Source organism: Duganella sp. Root1480D1 (assembly GCF_001427305.1).
Classification (GTDB): Bacteria; Pseudomonadota; Gammaproteobacteria; order Burkholderiales; family Burkholderiaceae_D; genus Rugamonas.
The window spans coordinates 39,398-58,682 of sequence record NZ_LMFZ01000034.1 but is presented as its reverse complement, the minus strand read 5'-3'; the positions used below and the strand labels follow the sequence as shown (position 1 = coordinate 58,682).

Annotated in this window: 18 protein-coding genes; 5 read left to right on the top strand and 13 right to left on the bottom strand. The window is 61.2% G+C overall.

The window, feature by feature from the left end:
• Positions 1 to 5 precede the first annotated feature (5 nt).
• Both ASD58_RS21125 and ASD58_RS21120 read right to left on the bottom strand, forming a co-directional pair.
• A complete protein-coding gene (locus ASD58_RS21125; RefSeq protein WP_057263197.1) occupies positions 6 to 1,265 on the bottom strand; it encodes an MFS transporter in 1,260 nt (419 codons plus the stop codon).
• The gene (locus ASD58_RS21120; RefSeq protein ID WP_057263196.1) at positions 1,265 to 1,690 is read right to left on the bottom strand and encodes a MarR family winged helix-turn-helix transcriptional regulator; all 426 of its coding nucleotides are present in this window, start codon (positions 1,688 to 1,690) and stop codon (positions 1,265 to 1,267) included. Before ASD58_RS21120 ends, ASD58_RS21125 begins: the two co-directional genes overlap by 1 nt.
• A 98-nt stretch (positions 1,691 to 1,788) precedes the next feature.
• Between ASD58_RS21120 and ASD58_RS21115 the strand changes: the two genes are divergently transcribed.
• Complete coding sequence (locus ASD58_RS21115; RefSeq protein WP_057263195.1) at positions 1,789 to 2,325, top strand: DUF882 domain-containing protein; 537 nt, start codon at positions 1,789 to 1,791, stop codon at positions 2,323 to 2,325.
• On the opposite strand, the gene ASD58_RS30715 is transcribed toward ASD58_RS21115, so the two are convergent.
• The 6 genes from ASD58_RS30715 to ASD58_RS21085 all read right to left on the bottom strand — a co-directional run bounded on the left by ASD58_RS30715 (position 2,316) and on the right by ASD58_RS21085 (position 7,750).
• Positions 2,316 to 3,110 carry a M23 family metallopeptidase gene (locus tag ASD58_RS30715; RefSeq protein WP_082565583.1) on the bottom strand — a complete coding sequence of 265 codons (795 nt, stop codon included), beginning with the start codon at positions 3,108 to 3,110 and terminating at the stop codon, positions 2,316 to 2,318. The two genes, ASD58_RS21115 and ASD58_RS30715, sit on opposite strands and share 10 nt — an antisense overlap.
• Before the next feature lie 10 nt (positions 3,111 to 3,120).
• The gene (locus ASD58_RS21105; protein ID WP_057263194.1) at positions 3,121 to 4,020 is read right to left on the bottom strand and encodes a L,D-transpeptidase; all 900 of its coding nucleotides are present in this window, start codon (positions 4,018 to 4,020) and stop codon (positions 3,121 to 3,123) included.
• A gap of 103 nt (positions 4,021 to 4,123) precedes the next feature.
• A complete protein-coding gene (locus ASD58_RS21100; RefSeq protein ID WP_057263193.1) occupies positions 4,124 to 5,833 on the bottom strand; it encodes a DEAD/DEAH box helicase in 1,710 nt (569 codons plus the stop codon).
• 336 nt (positions 5,834 to 6,169) lie between these two features.
• On the bottom strand, positions 6,170 to 6,595 hold the full coding sequence (locus tag ASD58_RS21095) for a hypothetical protein (RefSeq protein ID WP_057263192.1): 426 nt from the start codon (positions 6,593 to 6,595) through the stop codon (positions 6,170 to 6,172).
• A 96-nt stretch (positions 6,596 to 6,691) separates the two neighbouring features.
• On the bottom strand, positions 6,692 to 6,883 hold the full coding sequence (locus ASD58_RS21090) for a hypothetical protein (RefSeq protein ID WP_057263191.1): 192 nt from the start codon (positions 6,881 to 6,883) through the stop codon (positions 6,692 to 6,694).
• A gap of 6 nt (positions 6,884 to 6,889) precedes the next feature.
• Positions 6,890 to 7,750: an SPFH domain-containing protein gene (locus tag ASD58_RS21085; protein ID WP_057263190.1), complete on the bottom strand. Its 861-nt coding sequence runs from the start codon at positions 7,748 to 7,750 to the stop codon at positions 6,890 to 6,892.
• 142 nt (positions 7,751 to 7,892) lie between these two features.
• Between ASD58_RS21085 and ASD58_RS21080 the strand changes: the two genes are divergently transcribed.
• Positions 7,893 to 10,736, top strand: coding sequence for a VIT domain-containing protein (locus tag ASD58_RS21080; protein ID WP_057263189.1), 2,844 nt, complete (start codon positions 7,893 to 7,895; stop codon positions 10,734 to 10,736).
• 2 nt (positions 10,737 to 10,738) lie between these two features.
• Here ASD58_RS21080 and ASD58_RS21075 read toward each other — a convergent pair whose 3' ends face one another.
• From ASD58_RS21075 to ASD58_RS21060, 4 genes are all read right to left on the bottom strand, one after another.
• Positions 10,739 to 11,473 (bottom strand): hypothetical protein, encoded by a 735-nt coding sequence (locus tag ASD58_RS21075; RefSeq protein ID WP_057263188.1) that lies wholly within the window; start codon positions 11,471 to 11,473, stop codon positions 10,739 to 10,741.
• Positions 11,470 to 12,006, bottom strand: a complete 537-nt coding sequence (locus ASD58_RS21070; protein ID WP_057263187.1) for a sigma-70 family RNA polymerase sigma factor — start codon at positions 12,004 to 12,006, stop codon at positions 11,470 to 11,472. The genes ASD58_RS21075 and ASD58_RS21070 overlap by 4 nt, the downstream gene beginning before the upstream one ends.
• Before the next feature lie 291 nt (positions 12,007 to 12,297).
• Positions 12,298 to 13,089, bottom strand: coding sequence for an enoyl-ACP reductase FabI (gene fabI / locus ASD58_RS21065; protein WP_057263186.1), 792 nt, complete (start codon positions 13,087 to 13,089; stop codon positions 12,298 to 12,300).
• A 96-nt stretch (positions 13,090 to 13,185) separates the two neighbouring features.
• Positions 13,186 to 14,496: a transglycosylase SLT domain-containing protein gene (locus tag ASD58_RS21060; RefSeq protein WP_057263185.1), complete on the bottom strand. Its 1,311-nt coding sequence runs from the start codon at positions 14,494 to 14,496 to the stop codon at positions 13,186 to 13,188.
• A gap of 172 nt (positions 14,497 to 14,668) precedes the next feature.
• Between ASD58_RS21060 and ASD58_RS21055 the strand changes: the two genes are divergently transcribed.
• Together ASD58_RS21055 and ASD58_RS21050 are read left to right on the top strand one after the other, a co-directional pair.
• The gene (locus ASD58_RS21055; protein WP_057263184.1) at positions 14,669 to 15,229 is read left to right on the top strand and encodes a DUF1415 domain-containing protein; all 561 of its coding nucleotides are present in this window, start codon (positions 14,669 to 14,671) and stop codon (positions 15,227 to 15,229) included.
• Positions 15,229 to 15,423: a DUF1289 domain-containing protein gene (locus ASD58_RS21050; protein ID WP_057263183.1), complete on the top strand. Its 195-nt coding sequence runs from the start codon at positions 15,229 to 15,231 to the stop codon at positions 15,421 to 15,423. The genes ASD58_RS21055 and ASD58_RS21050 overlap by 1 nt, the downstream gene beginning before the upstream one ends.
• A 142-nt stretch (positions 15,424 to 15,565) precedes the next feature.
• On the opposite strand, the gene ASD58_RS21045 is transcribed toward ASD58_RS21050, so the two are convergent.
• Entirely contained in the window at positions 15,566 to 16,081 is a 516-nt protein-coding gene (locus ASD58_RS21045) for a DUF1993 family protein (RefSeq protein ID WP_057263182.1), read from the bottom strand.
• 87 nt (positions 16,082 to 16,168) lie between these two features.
• Here ASD58_RS21045 and ASD58_RS21040 point away from each other — a divergent pair, with 87 nt between their 5' ends.
• Entirely contained in the window at positions 16,169 to 19,285 is a 3,117-nt protein-coding gene (locus ASD58_RS21040; RefSeq protein WP_057263181.1) for an EAL domain-containing protein, read from the top strand.

Here is a 19,285-nt window from a genome sequence, read left to right as displayed (position 1 = left end):
TGATCCTAAGAAGCGGTTGCGATGCGGCGCATTGGCGTGAACAGCAACGCAAGCGTAGCGCAAACCACCAGTATCACGCCACCGCCAAAGAACATTTGCGGCAAGGTCGCGCTTTGCATGATCCATCCGGTTGCCGCCGATGACAACGGCGCCAGGCCGAACAGGATGAACATGAAGATGCTCATGATGCGCCCCATCATCTGCGGCTGGACACGCTTCTGGATCCAGGTGAACACGGCCACCTGCACCAGGCCTACCAGGGCGCCGAGCGATAGCAGCAGCAAGCCGCCTTGCCAGCCCGCAGTGATCAGGCCGAGCGGCATGATCAGCAGGCCCGCCATTGCGTCGACCGACAAGGCAAGCAGGCCAATGCGCACCGGCTTGCCGGCGTTGTACCTGGCGGTCATGCTGGAGAAAGCCATGCCCGCCAGCATGCCGGCGCCGTGGGCGGCCATCAGCATGCCGAAGGCTGCGCCGTCGTGCAGGCGTTCCTTCGCCAGCACAGGCAGGGCCACCTGCATGGTGCCGCCGATCAGCACCGACACCAGGCCCCAATAGGCGAAGCAGGTGCGCATTTCCAAGTCGCGCCACACCGCCAGCAAGCCTTCGCCGACGGCATGCAGCACATTTTGCGGCACCGGCGGCGTAGCTCCTCCAAGCGTCACCACGCGCGACAAGGTCCATGCGGAGAGCATGAAACTCAGGCTGTCGAACGCGAAGGCAAGGCCAAGCGCACGCATGCCGCCAGTTGCATCGCCCGCGTCGCCGATGGCCAGCAGCAGCGCGGCCAGCAAAGGCCCGGCCAGCATGCCGGCCTGGCGCACGCCCATGGTGGCGCCATTGGCGGCTTGCAGCAGCTCCGGCGGAATGGTGCGCGGCATGATCGAACTGCCGGACGGATAAGCAAACGCCTGGGCCAGGCCGATGCCGAGCGACAGCGCATACACCAGCGGCAGCGTGGCCGCGCCAGTAAACGTGAGCACTGCCAGCGCACCCACCAGCAAGGCGCTGGCGTGCTTGGTCAGCATGAGCACGCGTTTTGGCGAATAGCGGTCAACCACGGCGCCGCCGATCAGGATGAAGATGGCGCGCGGGGCGCCCAGCAGGGCCAGCACCAGGCCAAGCGACAGCGGGTCGCCGGTCAGCTTCAGGACGAGCCAGGGCAGGGCGATCAGGGTGAATTGGTCGCCCAACATGGACAGGATGCCGCCGCTGAGCAACCAGCGGAAATTGGCATTGGTTTTCAGGCTTGGATGGGGAGTCATTATTGGGGTCCGATCAGGTTGGCGAGAACGGCGTTCAACGGCGCCAGTTCTTCATCCTTCGAATGCCGCAGCAAGTCTGCGGCGTATTCGGTGGCGGTGCGTTGGGCGTTGTCGAGCAGCGCGTGGCCAGCTGCCGTGATGACGGCATAACCGACGCGTGCATCGCGTTCGTCGGCCTGGCGCGCGACCCAGCCGGTTTTTTCCAGTGGCAGCAGGGTGCGGGTGACGCCGGACGCGGTTAATCCCAGGCGGTCGGCCAGGTCGACGCGGCGCAGGCGGCCGCCGGGAGCGTTGGCCAGGCTTTGCAGCAGCGTGAAGTCGCTGAAACTCAGGCCATGGTGGCCGCCCAGGACCGTGTCCAGGCGGCGAATGATGGTGGCGTGGGCGCGCGCAAGGCGCAGACAGAATTCGAGTGCGTTATCCATGACTATTCATTGAAAAGTGCTTGAGTAATCAAGTATATCGAAACTTCTTGCCGCGCGCCATAAAAACTTCTAATCGAAGTCAGCGCTAGACTACAGTCATGAACAACCGTCGATCATTCCTCAAGAGTTCCGTGGCGGTGGCATCGGCTTTGGCGCTGCCGGCGATGGCGCGCGCCGCCATTGCGGCGCCGCATGAACGCAGCCTGCGCTTCTACAACACGCATACCGGCGAAACCCTGCGCACCATGTTCTGGGCCGAAGGTCAGTTCATTCCCGAGGCGCTGCAGGACATCAACCACCTGTTGCGCGACCACCGCAACGACAAGGTCGCCAGCATCGATCCCGAGCTCATTCTGCTGCTCGAGCGCGTCAGTGCGCAGTTCAGCAACCATGAAGTGATCCATGTGATTTCCGGCTACCGGTCTCCTGAGTCCAACCAGATGCTGGCCGAGGCCAGCGGCGGGGTGGCAAAGCACAGCATGCACATCGAAGGGAAAGCCATCGACGTGCGCATTCCAGGGCGCGAGCTGGAGCGACTGCACAAGGCCGCGTTGGCGTTGAAGGGCGGTGGCGTCGGTTACTACCCGACGTCACAGTTCGTGCACATGGACACGGGCCGCGTGCGTCACTGGTGACTAAGCAATGGGTAAGGGTTGATGGGCTTGCCCTGCCACCAGTTCTTCTCCGGAAGCAGTTCAAACATGGCGAAATGCAGGTGCGGCGCAGCGGGATCCGCATTGCCGGTGGCACCCACATAGCCAATCAAATCGCCGCGCTTGACCTGTTGGCCTTCCTTCAGCGCAGTGGCGTAGTGGTCAAGGTGAGCGTAGTAGTAAGAGTATTTTTCGCTCGGGTCGAACTGGTAGATCGTCAGGCCGCCAGGTTTGCTGTTGAATAGCTTGGCGATCTTGCCGTCTGCCACGGCGTAGACCGGTGTGCCGATCGGAGCCAGGATATCGAGCGCTTCGTGCATGCGCTCCGACCCGCGCGGCTGGCTGTAGGTGTCCTGGATTTGCGCCGGCTTCACGCCTGCCACAGGAATCAGCAGCGAAGCGCCGCCGCCGCTGGCCACCAGGCCTCCGGTGCCGCTGGCCTCCATCGGCTGCATGCCGGCCAGCGAATCGCCGGACGCCTTGCCTGCGCCGGGAATGCCTGGAGCCGCGGTGCTTGCCGTGCGCGGCTGCTCGGCCGGCGCCGCCTGGGCCGGCGTGAGTGCGGGAGCCGGCACCGTTGCCCCAGGCTCGATGACGGGCGGTGTCGCCGGGACGGTTGGCGGCACTGGCGCCGGCCGGTCGCCGGGAATCGTAATGGCCGCGGTTTCGCGGTTATCAAGCGGTACGCGGCTAAGCAACAGCAGCGTACCCCCGGCACCAAGGACGGTGCCGACAATCAGGGTGCCGAATGCGCCTATGGGTCTCATGGCAGCCTCCTTATTCCTGAAGCACGACTGGCGTTCCCGGTCCCACCGCATCAGCGACGCGTGCTGCGTCCCAGTTGGCGAGGCGGATGCAGCCGTGCGACTGCGTCTTGCCGATCTTGCCCGGTTCCGGTGTGCCATGGATGCCGTAGTGGTCTTTCGACAGGTCGATCCACACCACGCCGACCGGGTTGTTCGGTCCGGGCGGGATGGTGGCCTTGGTCTCGCCAGGCCGCGCATCCCAGAACAATTGCGGGTTGTAGTGGAAGGGCGGATTGCGTGCCACGCCATTCACTTTCCATTGCCCGATGGGCAGAGGGTCATGCTCGCTGCCGGTGCTGGCCGGCATTTGAGCGATCACCTTGCCACCCGCATCAAGCAAGGTCACCGTGCTGTCGCTGCGGTCCACCACCAGGCGGGCCGCTTTCGGCAAGGGCCGTTCGCCACTGATATTGGGCACCATGATTTGCGTGCCCGCCTGCTCGATGTCCTTGCCGGGATTGAGCTTGCGCAGCAAGGCGGGGCTGGCGTGGAAGCGTTCTCCCAGTGCTTCGGCGGCGCAGGAATAGCCCAGTGCCTGCAATTTCGCCTTGTCGGCCATTTCCTCCGGCACTGGCTCGAACGGGCCGGCGACGTCGGCATCGGTCACGGTGTATTCAGTGAGCACTGGCTGGCCATCGTCAAGCGCGGCAAGGGTTGCGTTATCCGGCTTGCCGGTCAGCGGCAGGTTGTGCGCCCGCTGGAAGCCGACCAGGGCCTGCCGCATATTGCCGCCGGCCGCGCCGTCGATCTGGCCGCCGGAGAAGTTGGCCCGGTCCAGCAGCACTTGGGCGCGCACGGTTGGGGAGGGCGAGTCCTGGTCCGCATGCGCGCCCGTGCTGGTTATCAACAGGGCAATCAGGATTATTCTCATGGGCGCAGTGTCGCGCCCTTTTGAAGGCTGCTCCGTTCGGTAACGTACAAAAGAAAAAGGCCGCCAGGTTGCCCGGGCGGCCTTTTTTATTGCACGCTAAAGCTTAGCGATCGCCCCATGGGCGGCGCGGTGCATCGGTGCGCGGGCCTTTGAAGCCGCCGGCATCGCGATCGCGGTTGCGGAAATTGCTCTCGCCGCGCTCGCGGAAACCGCCTTCCTTGCGGAAGCCGCCTTCTGCAGGGCGCTCAGCGCGGAAGCCGCCTTCGGAACGGAAGCCACCACCGTCAGCACGGTTGCGGAAACCGCCTTCGGCCGGGCGCTCCGGGCGGAAGCCGCCTTCGTTGCGGTTACGGTAGCCACCTTCAGGACGCTCGCTGCGGAAACCGCCTTCCGAACGTTCGCCACGGGAAGCACCTTCAGCGCGGTAGCCGCCTTCATTGCGATTGCGGTAGCCGCCTTCTTTGCGTTCGCCACCGAACGGATTGCCTTCGCTGCGATAGTGCCCGCCTTCCGAACGAGGATTGGAGAACGAACGCTGGCCTGGCTTGGCGTTACGGCCGTCGCCTGGTTTCCAGCCTGGACGCGAAGCGGAGCGCGAAGGCGCTGCACGCTTAGGCTCGAAGCCCTCGATCACTTCAACCGGGATCGGCTGGTGGGTCAGGCGCTCGATGCGGCGCACCAGCATGTTTTCCGCGTGATTTACCAGCGATACGGCGACGCCGTTACGGCCGGCACGGCCGGTACGGCCGATGCGGTGCACGTAATCTTCAGGGAACTTAGGCAGATCGTAGTTGAACACGTGGGTGATGTTCGGCACGTCGATGCCGCGTGCTGCCACGTCGGTTGCAACCAGCACCTTCACGTTACCGCGGCGCAGGCCGTCCAGGGTGCGGTTGCGCGCGCCCTGGTGCATGTCGCCGTGCAGTGCAGCGGCGGAGAAACCGGCGATGTTCAGGCGGTCGGCGATGGTGTCGGCGTCACGCTTGGTGGCGGTGAAGACCACTGCCTGGTCCATGGTTTCGTCGCGCAGCAGGTGGTCCAGCAGGCGGTTCTTGTGCGACAGGTCGTCCACGAAGTGCACGCGCTGTGCGATGTTTTCGTGCTTGGTGGTCGCGGTGTTGATCTGGATGACCAGCGGGGCCTTGGTGATGCGGCGGGCCATATTGCCCACCACGCCGTCCAGGGTCGCCGAGAACAGCATGGTCTGGCGCGAATCAGGGGTAGCGGCGACGATCTTCTCGATGTCTTCGATGAAGCCCATGTCCAGCATGCGGTCGGCTTCGTCCAGTACCAGGATTTCCAGTTGCGAGAAGTCGATCTTGCCCTGGTCCATATGGTCGATCAAGCGGCCTGGGGTGGCGACCAGGATTTCCGGATTCTTCGCCAGCAGTTGCATCTGTTTCGGGTAAGGCATGCCACCCAGGATTGCGACCGACTTGATGTGGCGCAGGTTGGAGCAGTACTTGGTGGTGTTGGTGGTGACCTGCAGGGCCAGTTCACGGGTAGGGGTCAACACCAGCATTTTTGGCTGGGCAGGGCGGAAGCGCGGACGCTCGCCGCGGGCGCGCGCCGACTGGGCTTCCTGCGCTGCGGTCTTGCCGGAGCCGGCATACGGCGCGCTGGCCAGGCGGTGCAGCGATGGCAGCATGAAGGCCGCGGTCTTGCCGGAGCCGGTTTGCGAGGAAACCAACAGGTCCTTGCCTTCGATCGCGGCAGGCACTGCCTGCTGCTGGACTGGAGTCGGCGCGGTATAGCCGGCTTCGGTCAGTGCGTTGAGGATGGACGTGTGGAGACCAAGTGCTTCAAAAGTCATGTATATCTTTCGTAAAAAGCGAAAAAAAGCTACGCTAAAACCAAAACGAAACGACTCTATTTTGTATAGAAATTTCGGCACAAAAGCTTTGCGCCGGGACGGTGTCATTGATGACGACACACAGGGCGGAAGGGCTTTTTAGGCGGCATCCAAAGTTCAGGGATGCGGCAGATAGTTTCGCGAAGCTGCTATTTGTGTTGTTATTTTCAGCTGCGTTGATGTGTTGCAGCGCACAAGCGGTGAATTATACATGGAATCGCGGCCGCGCGGTAGCTTTCGTTTGGGTTTGCGGCAGAGCAATATTGCATCTTTTAGCGGCGGTGTCGTGAGCGAGACCTACTTTGGCGAAGCTGTTGGGAGTACGGGCTCGGCCCGGCGAAGGAAATCCTGCAATACCATCCTGACGGGGGCCGAAGCGGTGGCGATTAAGTTTCGTACTCGCGCTAGATCGCCCGGCGCAAGCAGAGACGGCAGACCATCAAAGGTTCGTAGGCTGCTGGCAGCCGCAACGATAATGTCGCCGTTATTGACTGTCAGAAGAGAGATTAAAAGCTTCGCGGCTTGCTCATTCTGGTACGGGTCGATCGCTTCTGCGCAACGAATCTTCCATTCGTCAGGGCGCTGACTAATCAGAGCACTCAGTTGTTGCCAATCTATGCACTGAAATTGATCCGCGAGGCATGAAGCATGGGGTAGCCCGACGTCATACCAAAAGTCCGGCGAATACGGGACTTCAATGTATTCATCAAATCTCTCGATCATTAATTTCTTTGTCGCGTCGGTTGTTTCATCATCGAACGGGCCTGTGTAGAGCTCGACAAGGCTGGGGCTAACCCTCCCACTTCTCTCAACTTTCGCCTAGTCTTCATCATTCGTGGTCTTACCGCGCGGCGGCTTTGGCTTGATGCCCCGGCGCGCCAATGCCTCGCGCAGCAGGAACTCGATTTCCGCGTTCACGCTGCGCAGGTCCTGGGCGGCCAGGCGTTGCAGTTCATCCCACAACGCCGGGTCTATCCTCAGGGGAAAGGCTTTTTTGCCGGGGCTAGCCATCTTGACTCAGTTATACAGGGTGCCTGTGTTGACGATAGGTTGGGTCTCTTTATCCGAGCACAGTACCACCAGCAGGTTGCTGACCATCGCCGCCTTGCGTTCCGCGTCCAGTTCGACGATCTCGCGCTCGGCCAGGGCAATCAGTGCCGATTCGACCATGCTGACGGCGCCATGCACAATGCGGGAACGGGCGCTGACGATGGCTTCGGCCTGCTGGCGGCGCAGCATGACTTGCGCGATTTCCGGAGCGTAGGCGAGGTGGGTCAGCTTGGCGTCGACAGTCTCCACGCCGGCTGCCTTGAAGCGTTCCTGCAGTTCGCTGCGCAAGGCCAGCGACACTTCGTCCATGCCGGAGCGCAGCGTCATTTCGCCTTTCAAGAGGTCTTCGCCGTCATCGTAAGCGTAGCGCGAAGCCAGGTGGCGGATTGCCGCTTCTGCCTGCACGGCCACGTAACGCTCGAAATCGTCCACGTCGAAGATGGCCTGCGCCGTATCCTGCACGCGCCAGACGATGGCGGCGGAAATCTCCACCGGATTGCCGCGCTTGTCGTTCACCTTCAGCGTCGGCGCATTCAGGTTGCGGGCACGCAGCGACAGCCGCTGTTTGCGGTACAGCGGGAAGGCCCAGCGCAGGCCTTCGCTGCGGTCGGTGCCGATGTATTGGCCGAACAGGGTGAGGATGGCACTTTCGTTTGGCTGCAGCATATACAGCCCGGGCGCCAGAAATACGGCCACCACCACGCTCACTGCTGCCAGCAGTGGCTGGAATCCACGCAGCATCAGGAAGGCAAAGATCGCCAGCAAAACTACGACGGTCAGCGCCAGGTAACCACTGTAAGACGAAAACGGCTTTTCGGTTCGGTTCATGATCCATCCAGGAGGGTTAAATCAAAGTGATATCACTTTAGTCTCACTTTTTTGCGTTGTCAAATTATTCTCGTTCGTTTAACCCCTATTTTCGCGCCAGCCCGATTCCTGTTCAGAAGCGTTCACTTTGAAGGGAGTAATCATGTTGGCGAGACTCATCCTGGTGCTGTGCATGTTGGCTAGCGGCGCGGCCATGGCGCAAATACCCCCATTAATCAGGTCCAATACGACGGGCAGCGAAGCGCCGGTTCGCGTGCAAAGTGCGGCCATGCAGACCGTGATTTCGGGCGGCATGGCGGAAACGACGGTCAAGCTGGTGTTCTACAACCCGAACACGCGCCAGCTTGAGGGCGACCTGCAATTCCCGCTTGGTGAGGCCCAGCAGGTAACAGGCTTTGCGCTGGATGTCGGCGGCGAACTGCGCCCGGCGGTGCCGATCGAGAAAGAGCGCGGACGGCAGATACTGGAAGCGGAAGAACGGCGCCGCATAGATCCTGCCTTGCTGGAACAAACGCAGGGCAACAACTTCAAGCTGCGCATTTATCCGATCCCGGGCAAGGGCACGCGAACGGTGGAACTGAAGTACGCCGCAATGCTGGTGCGCCAGCAGAAAAACTGGAGTTATCGGCTGCCATTGAAGCACTTCAGCATCCCCGTGGCGCTGGATGTGCGTGTTATGGCAAGCGAAGAGGCTCCGGTCGCCATCGGCCTGCCGGACCACTTTGCCCGCGCCGAGAGTGGTGGCTGGCAGATGGAAGTCGCCAAGGCGAAAGGAGAAATCCTGCTGCGGGTGCCTGCCGCGCAGGACAAGCCTAAGACTTATGTGGAGGAGTTCAATGGCCAACAATATTTCCTGGCCGAGGTGCCTGTGCCCGCCGAACGCAAGCAACGTACATTGCCAAGAGTGGTTGGCCTGCTCTGGGATAGCTCCAGTTCCGGCGCACATCGCGCCCTGAAAGCGGAGATGCGTGTACTGGCTAGTTATCTCGAGGCCGCGGGCAATGTCGAGGTACGCCTGGTGCGCCTGCGCGATAAGGCGGAGCCGGTCAAAGTGATCAAGCTGGCAAAGGGGCAGTCCGGCATTTTGATTGAAGAGCTGGAATCGACTATCTATGACGGCGCCAGCGCGCTCGCGGACTGGCAGCCGCAGCCCGACGTCGACGAATACCTGATGTTCAGCGATGGCTTGCGCAACTACGGCGTGGGCGCGTTCCCGCAGCTTGCCAAGGGCCGCCGCCTGTTCACCCTGAGTTCCAGTGCTGGCGCTGATATTGTACGCCTGGCGGCTTGGGCCAATGCAAATGGCGGCCGGCATATTGCCATCGATCCGGTCGACGCCCATCATGCATCGCAAGAACTTCTTACCGATGGCGTCAGGGTGACTGGTGCCACCGGCATGCTGGCCGGCGATGTGGTGGTGGATGAAAGCCAGGTGCAGGCAGGCCTGCTGCGCGTGGCGGGTAAGGTTCGGGGCAGAGAGCCGCTGGTCGTGACCTTGGACAACCAGGGCAGGAAATACGAAGTGTCCATTGATCCTGCCAGCGACAAGAGCGCCCCCCATCCGCTGGCCGCATGGTGGTGGGCCAACCGTCGCATTGCCCAATTGGAGGGCAACTATGAACTCAATCGCGCGGCGATCCGGCGCCTTGGGCTGGAGTTTGGCTTACCCACCCGCGAGACTTCGCTTCTGGTGCTCGAGCAGTTGGAAGACTATGTGCGGCACGACGTGGCGCCACCCCAAAAATACCGCGCTGCTTTCGAAAAAATGAAGGCGGAGAACCGTATCCAGCTCACTAAAGAGCGCGTAAAACAGCTGGACAACGTGGTGCAGGAGTTCCAGGCCAAGGTGGCGTGGTGGGAGAAACCGTTCCCAAAAAAACACCCGCCTGCAGCGAAGAAGGAGGCCATGGCCGATATGCGCATTGTCGAGGCCCCGATGATGGAAGCAATGCCGCCACCTGCGCCATCACCGATGATGGCTGCGCGCCCGGTGGCGCCTGCGGCAGCCGCACCAATGATGGTCGACGAGCTGGATATTCCAGCCGATAAACGGATCAACGGCGGTGCAAGCATCAGGTTGAAGGCGTGGCAGCCCGATGCTGCCTATACTGCGCGCATGCGCAAGGCGGCGGCAGGCGATATGTACCGCATCTACCTTGACGAGCGCCCGTCGCACACGGGCAGCAGTGCCTTCCTGTTGGACGTGGCAGGGTTGATGTTGGAGCGCGGCCAGCGCGACCTGGGCCTCCGGGTGTTGTCCAACCTGGCCGAGATGGAGCTGGAGAACCGGCACGTGCTGCGCGTACTGGCTTACCGCCTGATGGAGGCGGGTGCTCCACGGCTGGCCGTGCCATTGCTGGAGCGGGTACAAGAAATGGCGGAAGAAGAGCCGCAATCGTTCCGCGACCTGGGGCTGGCCCTTGCCGCCAGCGGCCAGGAGCAGCGCGCAATCGAGCAACTGTACCAGGTGGTACTGCGGCCTTGGGACGGGCGTTTTGCCGAGGTGGAGTTGATTGCGCTGGCCGAGCTGAATTCGATCGTGGCCCGGGGCAAAGCTGCCGGCCGCACGCTCAATACACGCGGCATGGATTCACGCCTGTTGCGTAACCTGCCGGTGGATTTGCGCGTGGTGCTGACCTGGGATGCGGACAACAGCGATATGGACTTGCACGTAATCGATCCTGACGGCGAGCGCGCGTATTACGGCTATCAGCTGACTTACCAGGGCGGCCGCATGTCGCGCGACTTCACTGGCGGCTATGGGCCGGAGGAATTCATGCTGCGTAACGCCAAGCCAGGTATTTATCGCATCGAGGTCAATTACTATGGGAGCGCGCAGCAGATTGTCACCGGAGCGACTACGCTACAGCTTCATTTCACTACGGGCTTCGGCACGCAGAAGGCGGACGACAAGATGGTTACCCTGCGCCTGAAGGAGCAGGGCAGTTCCATTTTGGTCGGCGAATTCGAGGTAAAGCCGAAGTAAGGCTATTTCAGGGCATTGAGGCGGCTCGCCAGGCTATCCGGCACTGGATAGTCCGGGTGAGCCTTGCGGAAGCGCTTCCACTGCTCGGCGGCTGAATCCGTGTCGCCGGCATCGAACATCCGCTCGATCGCTTGCAGCCAGTCTTTCGGGCTTTCTGCCTCCAGCGAGCGTGCCGCAGCTTTGCGCGGAGCATCGAGTTCATCGACTTCCGGTGCAGGCACGCGCGGAGTTGCGGCCGGCGCAGGTGCTGGTGCCGGGGGGGGCGGCGGCAGTGCTGCGGCGGCAGGCGCTTCCGGTGCTTGCATAGGCATTTCGACTTGCGGTACAGGCGCTGCCGGCTTGGCTGCAACGATGGCCGGCTCGCGTTTTATATCGGAGGGGGCGGCTTCGTCGCGGCTTATCATTGGCACAGGCGAGGCCGGCATTTCCTCGGGCACGATTCGTACTTCCACCGGCTGCAATTCCTGGTGCTGGTAGCTGCGCCAGACCGGGAGCAGGATGGCGATGCCGGCCAGGCTGGCGGCAAACGCCAGCGGTGCGCGATAGCGGTGTTTGATTTTTGGGCGCGGGGCGTCAACGGCGGGATCGTTGGCTGCGGCAGGGCCGGGCGCCAGGTTCTTCTCGATTTGCGCGAAGATGGCCGCGTCGAGTTCTGCCGACGGTTCCGGCTGCGGCAAGGATGCCAGGCGGCGCGCCAGGTCCGCGTCTTCGAAATCGTCCTTGTCCACTGGCGTCATACCGTCTCCTCCTGCTTGAATTGCTCGCGCAGCTTACGCATGGCATAGCGCAGGCGGCTTTTCACTGTCTCCGCCGGTGCAGCAACCACCAGCGCAATTTCATCGATGCTCAAGCCGCTGAAGTGCTGCAGCACCAGGGCTTCCTTCTGTTCGGACGGGAGCAGGCGGATGGCAGCGTGAAGGGCAAGATTCTGCTGGCGCTCCAGCGCGGTGGTCTCGGCCGAATCCTGCACCAGGCGGATGTCGCCGCAATCGTCGATATCGGGCTGGCGCTGCATGTCGGCCAGGCGATTGCGGCCGATCTGGAACAGGTAACTGCGGAAGCTGCCTTGTGCAGCATAGCGTGTGCGGGCGTGATGCACCGCCAGCCAGGTCTCCTGCGCCACCTCGTCAGCCCACTCGGTGCGCCCGCTGCGCCAGGCCAGGAAGCGGTACAAGCCGCGGCTATGGCGGCGATACAGCTCCTGGAAGGCCGACAGCTCTCCATCGCGGTAACGCAACATCAATTCGTCGTCGGATTGCTCGATGGGCATGCGGGAGCGGGCGGTTTCTGAGTATGCAGAATCAAGGCGCTAACTTTAGTCAATTCGTTGATTCTGCGCAAGCCAGTGAAATTCGGGGTCAGGTCTGTCATTTGGACACGCAAACATAGCCTTTGATTTATCTCAATACGCCAGAACAGGCGATTTTCCGTATTGAGATTTGTTAAAGAAATGGCTTGCGTGTCCAAATGACAGATCTGACCCCGAATTACCGCCGACGGGCTCGCGTGAATGCAAATAAAAAAGCCGCCTTGAGGCGGCTTTTAGTGGGCAAGGCGAGGATTACTCGTAATCGCTCGAGTTCAGGCCCATCACGTGCGAGAAGCCGCCGTCGACGTACATGATGTCGCCGGTGATGCCGGACGACAGGTCCGACAGCAGGAAGGCCGCGGCGTTGCCCACTTCTTCGATGGTCACGTTGCGACGCAGCGGGGCATGGCCGGCGGCGAAGCCGAGCAGCTTGCCGAAGTCCTTGATGCCGGAAGCAGCCAGGGTCTTGATCGGGCCGGCGGAAATGCCGTTCGAACGGATGCCGTGCTGACCCAGGTTCTCAGCCAGGTAACGCACGGAAGCTTCCAGAGATGCCTTGGCCAGGCCCATGGTGTTGTAGTAAGGAATCGCACGAACTGCGCCCAGGTAGGACAGGGTCAGCACGGAGGAGCCAGGCTTCAGCAGCGGCAGGGCGGCTTTCACCATGGCCGGGAAGCTGTAAGCCGAAATGTCGTGGGCCACGCGGAAGTTTTCGCGGGTCAGGCCGTCCAGGAATTCGCCGGCGATCGCTTCGCGCGGGGCGAAGCCGATGGCGTGCACGAAACCGTCCAGGCTGTCCCAGCTCTTGGCCAGGTCGGTGAACAGGTTGGCGATTTGTTCGTCGCTGCTCACGTCGCAGTCGAAGACCAGATTGCTGCCGAATTCGGCAGCGAATTCAGTGATGCGGTCTTTGAAGCGCTCGCCAACGTAGGTGAAAGCCAGTTCGGCGCCTTCGCGGTGGGCAGCTTTAGCGATGCCGTAAGCGATGGAACGGTTGGACAGGACGCCAGTAATCAGGATTTTTTTGCCTTGCAAGAAAGCCATATCTACTCCAATGGGGTTATACCGCAAGAACGGGATTGTAAACGTGCCGACGCTACCCCTGCAAGTTTGGCAAGGGGTAGCGGGTTGGCAATACGTTCAATTGCTGCGGCGGGACTTCGATTTGCCAGCTTCGTCACGCTTGACGCGTGCCTTGACCATGCTGACAGCAGGCTTGGATTCGCCGTGGGATGAGGAAGCTTGACGGTAGTTGCTGCGTTTTGGGCCCGGACGTTCGTTTTCCACGGCCATGACGGCGTTCTCGATCACGTCGGTCGAAATGTCGCTGCCAGCCGCCGAAGCGGAAATATTCGGTACCAGAATGGTCGAGCCGGCCTTCAGCACGGATTTCTGCGGGATGTTGTTGGCCTGGCGGATGGCATCCGGGGTGGTGCCGAACCGGCGGGCCAGGGAAGCGATGCTTTCGCGGGCGCTGGAGATCTTATGGGTGGTCCAGCTCGACAGGGCGTGAGTCCACGAGGCCAGGTTGGAAGTGAACTTGGCGGCATTCTCGGTCGGCAGCAGGATCTTGGTCTGCTCGTTGCCGGTAATGACAGGCTTCTTGAATTGCGGGTTCAGGGCCTTGAATTCGTCGACCGAGATTTCGGCCAGCTTGGCGGCAAGGGCCAGGTCGATATCGCGGGTCTTGTCGATCGCAGTGAAATACGGCTCATTGTCGATCACCGGCAGGTGCACGGCGTATTGCGACGGGTTGGCGACGATATTCTTTACCGCCTGCAGTTTCGGCACATAGTTGCGGGTTTCGGCTGGCATCAGTTCAGCCAGGCTGTCGAAATCGGTCGGCTTGCCGGCGGCGCGGTTGCGCTGGACGGCTTTCTGCACATTGCCTTCACCCCAGTTGTAGGCGGCCAGGGCCAGGTGCCAGTCGCCGAACATGGTGTACAGGCGCTGCAGGTAGCTCAGGGCGGCATCGGTCGAGGCCAGCACGGAACGGCGGTCATCCTTGAAGGCGTTCTGCTTCAGGTCGTAGTCGCGGCCGGTGCCCGGCACGAACTGCCACAGGCCGGCCGCATTGGCGGTCGACAGGGCTTGCGGGTTGAAGGCGGATTCGATGAAAGGCAGCAGAGCCAGCTCGGTCGGCATGCCGCGCTTTTCCAGCTCTTCCACCACGTGGTAGAGGTAGAGCGAGGCGCGTGCGGTGGTGCGGTCGAGGTAATCCTGGCGGTCGGCGTACCATTTCACATGCTTGGCGACCAGGGCGTTGTTCACGTCGGGAATGGCGTAGCCGGAGCGGATGCGGCCCCAGACGTCGGTTTCCTTGTATTCTTCCACGGCAGGCTGCAGCACCACGGATTTCGCGGTGTCGGTCGATGCCAGGGAGGAGGCTGCCGGGAGCGCGGCGCTCAGCGCCAGGGCGATCAGGACAGTACTTTTAATTCGTTCTTGCATAGCGTTTCGCAGTTGTCTTGTGGAAACAAAGGGCGGACTATCTAAGGCCGGAGTGTAGGGTTGAAACCCTGTCGAGTCAAGGAAAAATTCGCTATGTGACTGATTTTCTTGGATAATTATGTCGATCAAGCTATATAATTGGTGTCTTGGATAACGATTTTTGGATGTATAAATGAGCAACACCCGAGTGGATTACGAAGCCGTTATCGCGGCAACCGAGCAGTGGCTGGAAAAGGCCGTGATCGGCCTGAACCTGTGCCCCTTCGCCAAAGCCGTGCATGTGAAGAAGCAGGTGCGTTATGTGGTGTCGGAGGCTTCCTCGCCTGAGGAATTGCTGGAAGACTTGATCAAGGAACTGGAATTCCTGGCGGAAGAAGACCCGGAAGTGGTCGATACGACCTTGCTGATCCACCCGCTGGTGCTGCAGGATTTCGAGGATTACAACGAATTCCTGGATGTGGCGGATGCGGCTCTGGAAGAGCTGAAGCTTGAAGGCGAGCTGCAGGTGGCCAGTTTCCACCCGGATTACCAGTTTGCGGATACCGACAAGAACGATATTTCCAACTACACCAATCGTTCGCCTTACCCGACCTTGCATTTGCTGCGCGAGGCGTCGATTGATAAGGCCGTGGCGGCGTTCCCGGAGGCGGCCGATATCTTTGAGAAGAATATCGAGACCATGGAGAAACTCGGCCATGACGGCTGGGACAAGCTGGGTTTGCAGGTGAAGTGATGGCAGAAGATAAAGCTCCCGAGCGGCCGGATACGCCTTGCGTGGCGGTTTGCTCGACTACCTTTGACGATATTTGCCGCGGGTGCGGGCGGACTTATATCGAAGTCGCGCACTGGGTGGCGATGAGTGCGGAGGAGAAGGAGATGGTTTGGCAGCGGATTCTGGCGCAGGGGTATCCGCGGCGGAATTCCTGAGAACCGGTAAACCGGTGTCTGACCCGCAGTGTCAGACACCCTACGGTCTGGAAGTTCGGGTTTCGGTTGTGCGGCGAACCAGCCCCGCAGCCGTCGCGTAGACTGGGTCTGACCCTGGGGGGCAGACCCAGGTTTACCGGGTTTACTCCGCCTTCCACGACCCAATAAAGTCCTTCTTCCCAATCTCCAGCCCATTATGGCGCAGGATGTTGTACGCAGTCGTCGCATGGAAAGTGAAATGCGGCAGTGCATAATGCATCAAATACTCCTGCCCCACCCACTGCTTGGCCTTCTCGCCGCTACCGGTAGTTACCGAACGTTGCGCAGAATCCTCAATCGCCTGGCGCGGCAGCGAGTCCAAAAAGGTCAGCGTGCGCTGGATGCGCAGTTTTAGTTCACCAATGGTCTTTTCAGTATCTTCGTATGCCGGCACATCCGCACCTGCCAGGCGCGCGCCGGCACCCTTGGCGAAGTCCGCAGCAATCTGGATTTGACGGGTAAACGGGAGCATATCCGGGAACAAACGGAACTGCAGCAGGGCATTGGGATCAATCTTCTTTTCTTCGATATGTGCCTCGGCCTTGTCGAGGATGGTCAGCAGGCTGCCGAGGATCTGGCGGAACACTGGAATCGAAGCGGAATACATAGAAAACGACATAGGGAAACTCCTCTGAGATAGAGTGGCGATGATAGCAAGTTACGTGCATAATTGCTGCTGGATAATCTTTTCCACCAGACCCGCTGAATGGCTCGGAATTTTTATAACAAATTAAGGTCCCGCCTGAGCGCACTGTATGGGCTGTCGATTTATGGCGCCTTGTTACTGGTGGTTTTCGGCGGCCTGGTCATTCCTGCGATTATCGGCTCCTACCTGCTGATCGGCGTGCACGAACAGAAGTCCGCCCAGACCGCCCTGAACGAATCCCTGCAACGCAACGCCGACATCCTGGCCCTCGGCATGCAGGAATCCCTGTGGAATATGAATGCGGAATCGGCCCACTCACTGGTCGAATCCGTGATGCGCGACCGTTCGGTGCTGCAGGTACAGGTCACCGGCCAGGCCGACACCCAGTTCATGCACGTGGAAGCGCCCAAGCGCGCCATCGGCAACGTGGTGCGGGCCGAGCGTGAAATCATGGTGCGCGGCGAAAAGATCGGCAAGATCATGGTCGAGATGGACGATGCCCGCAGCCAGCAGGAACTGCGCGAGAAGCAGCTCTCTTACGTCTTCGTGCTGGCGGCCCAGCTCACCGTGTCGCTGCTGCTGATCGTGCTGTTCCTGAACCAGCGCCTGCTGAAGCCCTTGCGCAAGCTGATGCGCTTTTCCGACCGCCTGTCGCACGGCGATTTCGAAACCCGCATGGAGCTGAGCGGCAGCGATGAACTGGGCCGCCTGGCCGGCCAGCTGGACCAGATGCGGGTGGCGATCAAGCATCTGTTCGAAGACATCGCCCAGCGCGAGGAGCGCTTCCGTACCATCGTGACCCAGGTGCCGGGCGCCGTGTTCCGCTTCCGCCCCGATGGCCCGATCGATTTCGTGTCGGACGCGATCGAAGAGATCTCCGGCTATTCGGCCGCGCAATTCATGCGCAGCACCACGCATGCCTGGGCCAACCTGATCTGCCCGGAAGACCGCAAGCGCCAGCGCCGCGTAGTGGTGCAGGCGATCCAGGACGGCAAACCCTACGAAATCGAATACCGCATCATGGATTCCACTGGCACCGAGCGCTGGGTGGCCGAAAATGGCCAGCCGCAGGCGGCGGAGGCGGGCGGGGCGCCTTGGGTGGACGGCATCATCTCCGACATCAGCCAGCGCAAGCACAATGAAATGCGTATCGAAGGCCTGCTGGCGGAGCAGAGCGCGATCCTGGATAACGTGATGTTCGGCGTGATGTTCGTGCGCCACCGGACCATTGTCTCGGTCAATCGCCGCTGCGAAGAGTTGTTCGGCTACGAGCCGGGCCAGATGATCGGCGCTTCCACTGCCATCGTGTTCCCGACTACCTTCGATTTCGAATCGGCCGGTGCGCGCCAGTATTCAACGCTGGGCAACGGCGAATACTTCAGCGAAGAACGCAATTACCGCCGCCAGGACGGATCGCTGTTCTGGTGCATGGTGTCCGGATGCGCCATCGACCAGAACCGCCCGAACGAAGGCTCGATCTGGGTCTACGCCGACATCAGCGCGCGCAAGGAAGCGGAAGAAAAACTGCGCCTGTCGGCTACCGTGCTGGAACATATTGCCGATGGCGTGATGGTGATCGACGACAAGGGCACCATCGTGGCCGTCAATCCGGCCTTCACGCAGATCACGGGCTACACCGAAATCGAAGCGCTGGGCCACGACGTTGGCCTGACGCGTTCCGGCCGCCATGACGAAGGCTTCCACGCTGAACTGTGGAAAGAGCTGGTGGAACACGGCTACTGGCGCGGCGAAATCTGGAGCATGCGCAAGAGCGGCGAATTGTTCCTGGAGTGGCTGACATTGACCGCCGTGCGCGATACGCGCGGCCTGACTACCCACTATGTCGGGGTGTTCAGCGACATCACCCTGGTCAAGGAGTCGCAGGAAAAGCTGGACCACCTGGCGCACCACGACGCGTTGACCCAGTTGCCGAACCGCTTGCTGTTCCACGACCGGCTGCAGCATGCCATCCAGCGCGCCGTGCGCGGTAATGAGCAGTTGGCGCTGCTGTTCATTGACCTGGACCGCTTCAAGAACGTCAACGACACGCTGGGCCACCACATCGGCGACGAGCTGCTGAAACAGGTGGCGCACGCGCTGTCGGAGAAACTGCGCGAAGGCGATACCCTGGCGCGCCTTGGTGGCGATGAGTTCATCGTTCTGCTGGAAGACGTCGAAGGGCAGTACGGCGCCGGCCAGGTGGCCGAAAAGCTGGTGACCATGTTCGAGCACCCATTCATGGTGGCGGGCCATGAATTGTTCGTGACCTGCTCGATTGGGGTCTCGGTGTTCCCGACCGATGCCAGCGACCTGAATATGCTGATCCGTAACGCCGACGTGGCGATGTACCAGGCCAAGGCGCGTGGCCGCAACGGCTACCGCTTCTACCAGCCTTCCATGTCGGGCGAGGGTGTCGAACGCCTGCGCCTGGAAACCTATTTGCGCCGCGCCATCGAGAAAGAGGAAGTGTTCCTGAACTTCCAGCCGCAGGTCGAAATCGATTCAGGCAAGCTGTTGGGAGTGGAAGCGCTGGTGCGCTGGAACCATCCGGAACTGGGCCTGGTGCCGCCGAATCGCTTCATTCCACTGGCCGAGGACACGGGCTTCATCAGCCAGTTGGGCCAGTGGGTGCTGTATGAAGCCTGCCGCCAGATGGTGCGCTGGCAGGAGGCCGGGCTGCACGTGCCGAAGATTGCGGTCAACCTGTCAGCCAAGCAGTTCGAGCGCGGCAGCATGGTCACCATGGTGGCCGACATCCTGCGCGAAACCGGCCTGGAGCCGCACCGCCTGCAGCTTGAGGTCACGGAGTCGGTGATCATGAACACGGGCGATGCGCTGGGCTTCATCAATGACCTGCACGCGGTTGGGGTTTCGCTGGCGATCGACGATTTCGGTACTGGTTACTCGTCCCTGGCCTACCTGAAGCAGATGCCGGTGCAGACACTGAAAATCGACCGCTCCTTCATCAAGGACATCTCGACCGACGTCAATGATGAAGCGATCGCCATCGCCATTATCCAGTTGGGCCGCAGCATGAACCTGTCCGTCATCGCCGAAGGCGTGGAGACGGAACAGCAGGCGGCCTTCCTGCTGCGCCACGGTTGCAACCAGGCGCAGGGTTTCTATTACAGCCGTCCGGTGATGCCGGACGATTTGCTGCAGCGCTGGCTGCCATAA

What these genes read in the sequence shown, in the direction of transcription:
- ASD58_RS21125 (WP_057263197.1), bottom strand. Translation starts at nt 1,265, where the DNA reads ATGACTCCCCATCCAAGCCTGAAAACCAATGCCAATTTCCGCTGGTTG.
- ASD58_RS21120 (WP_057263196.1), bottom strand. Translation starts at nt 1,690, where the DNA reads ATGGATAACGCACTCGAATTCTGTCTGCGCCTTGCGCGCGCCCACGCC.
- ASD58_RS21115 (WP_057263195.1), top strand. Translation starts at nt 1,789, where the DNA reads ATGAACAACCGTCGATCATTCCTCAAGAGTTCCGTGGCGGTGGCATCG.
- ASD58_RS30715 (WP_082565583.1), bottom strand. Translation starts at nt 3,110, where the DNA reads ATGAGACCCATAGGCGCATTCGGCACCCTGATTGTCGGCACCGTCCTT.
- ASD58_RS21105 (WP_057263194.1), bottom strand. Translation starts at nt 4,020, where the DNA reads ATGAGAATAATCCTGATTGCCCTGTTGATAACCAGCACGGGCGCGCAT.
- ASD58_RS21100 (WP_057263193.1), bottom strand. Translation starts at nt 5,833, where the DNA reads ATGACTTTTGAAGCACTTGGTCTCCACACGTCCATCCTCAACGCACTG.
- ASD58_RS21095 (WP_057263192.1), bottom strand. Translation starts at nt 6,595, where the DNA reads ATGATCGAGAGATTTGATGAATACATTGAAGTCCCGTATTCGCCGGAC.
- ASD58_RS21090 (WP_057263191.1), bottom strand. Translation starts at nt 6,883, where the DNA reads ATGGCTAGCCCCGGCAAAAAAGCCTTTCCCCTGAGGATAGACCCGGCG.
- ASD58_RS21085 (WP_057263190.1), bottom strand. Translation starts at nt 7,750, where the DNA reads ATGAACCGAACCGAAAAGCCGTTTTCGTCTTACAGTGGTTACCTGGCG.
- ASD58_RS21080 (WP_057263189.1), top strand. Translation starts at nt 7,893, where the DNA reads ATGTTGGCGAGACTCATCCTGGTGCTGTGCATGTTGGCTAGCGGCGCG.
- ASD58_RS21075 (WP_057263188.1), bottom strand. Translation starts at nt 11,473, where the DNA reads ATGACGCCAGTGGACAAGGACGATTTCGAAGACGCGGACCTGGCGCGC.
- ASD58_RS21070 (WP_057263187.1), bottom strand. Translation starts at nt 12,006, where the DNA reads ATGCCCATCGAGCAATCCGACGACGAATTGATGTTGCGTTACCGCGAT.
- fabI (WP_057263186.1), bottom strand. Translation starts at nt 13,089, where the DNA reads ATGGCTTTCTTGCAAGGCAAAAAAATCCTGATTACTGGCGTCCTGTCC.
- ASD58_RS21060 (WP_057263185.1), bottom strand. Translation starts at nt 14,496, where the DNA reads ATGCAAGAACGAATTAAAAGTACTGTCCTGATCGCCCTGGCGCTGAGC.
- ASD58_RS21055 (WP_057263184.1), top strand. Translation starts at nt 14,669, where the DNA reads ATGAGCAACACCCGAGTGGATTACGAAGCCGTTATCGCGGCAACCGAG.
- ASD58_RS21050 (WP_057263183.1), top strand. Translation starts at nt 15,229, where the DNA reads ATGGCAGAAGATAAAGCTCCCGAGCGGCCGGATACGCCTTGCGTGGCG.
- ASD58_RS21045 (WP_057263182.1), bottom strand. Translation starts at nt 16,081, where the DNA reads ATGTCGTTTTCTATGTATTCCGCTTCGATTCCAGTGTTCCGCCAGATC.
- ASD58_RS21040 (WP_057263181.1), top strand. Translation starts at nt 16,169, where the DNA reads ATGGCTCGGAATTTTTATAACAAATTAAGGTCCCGCCTGAGCGCACTG.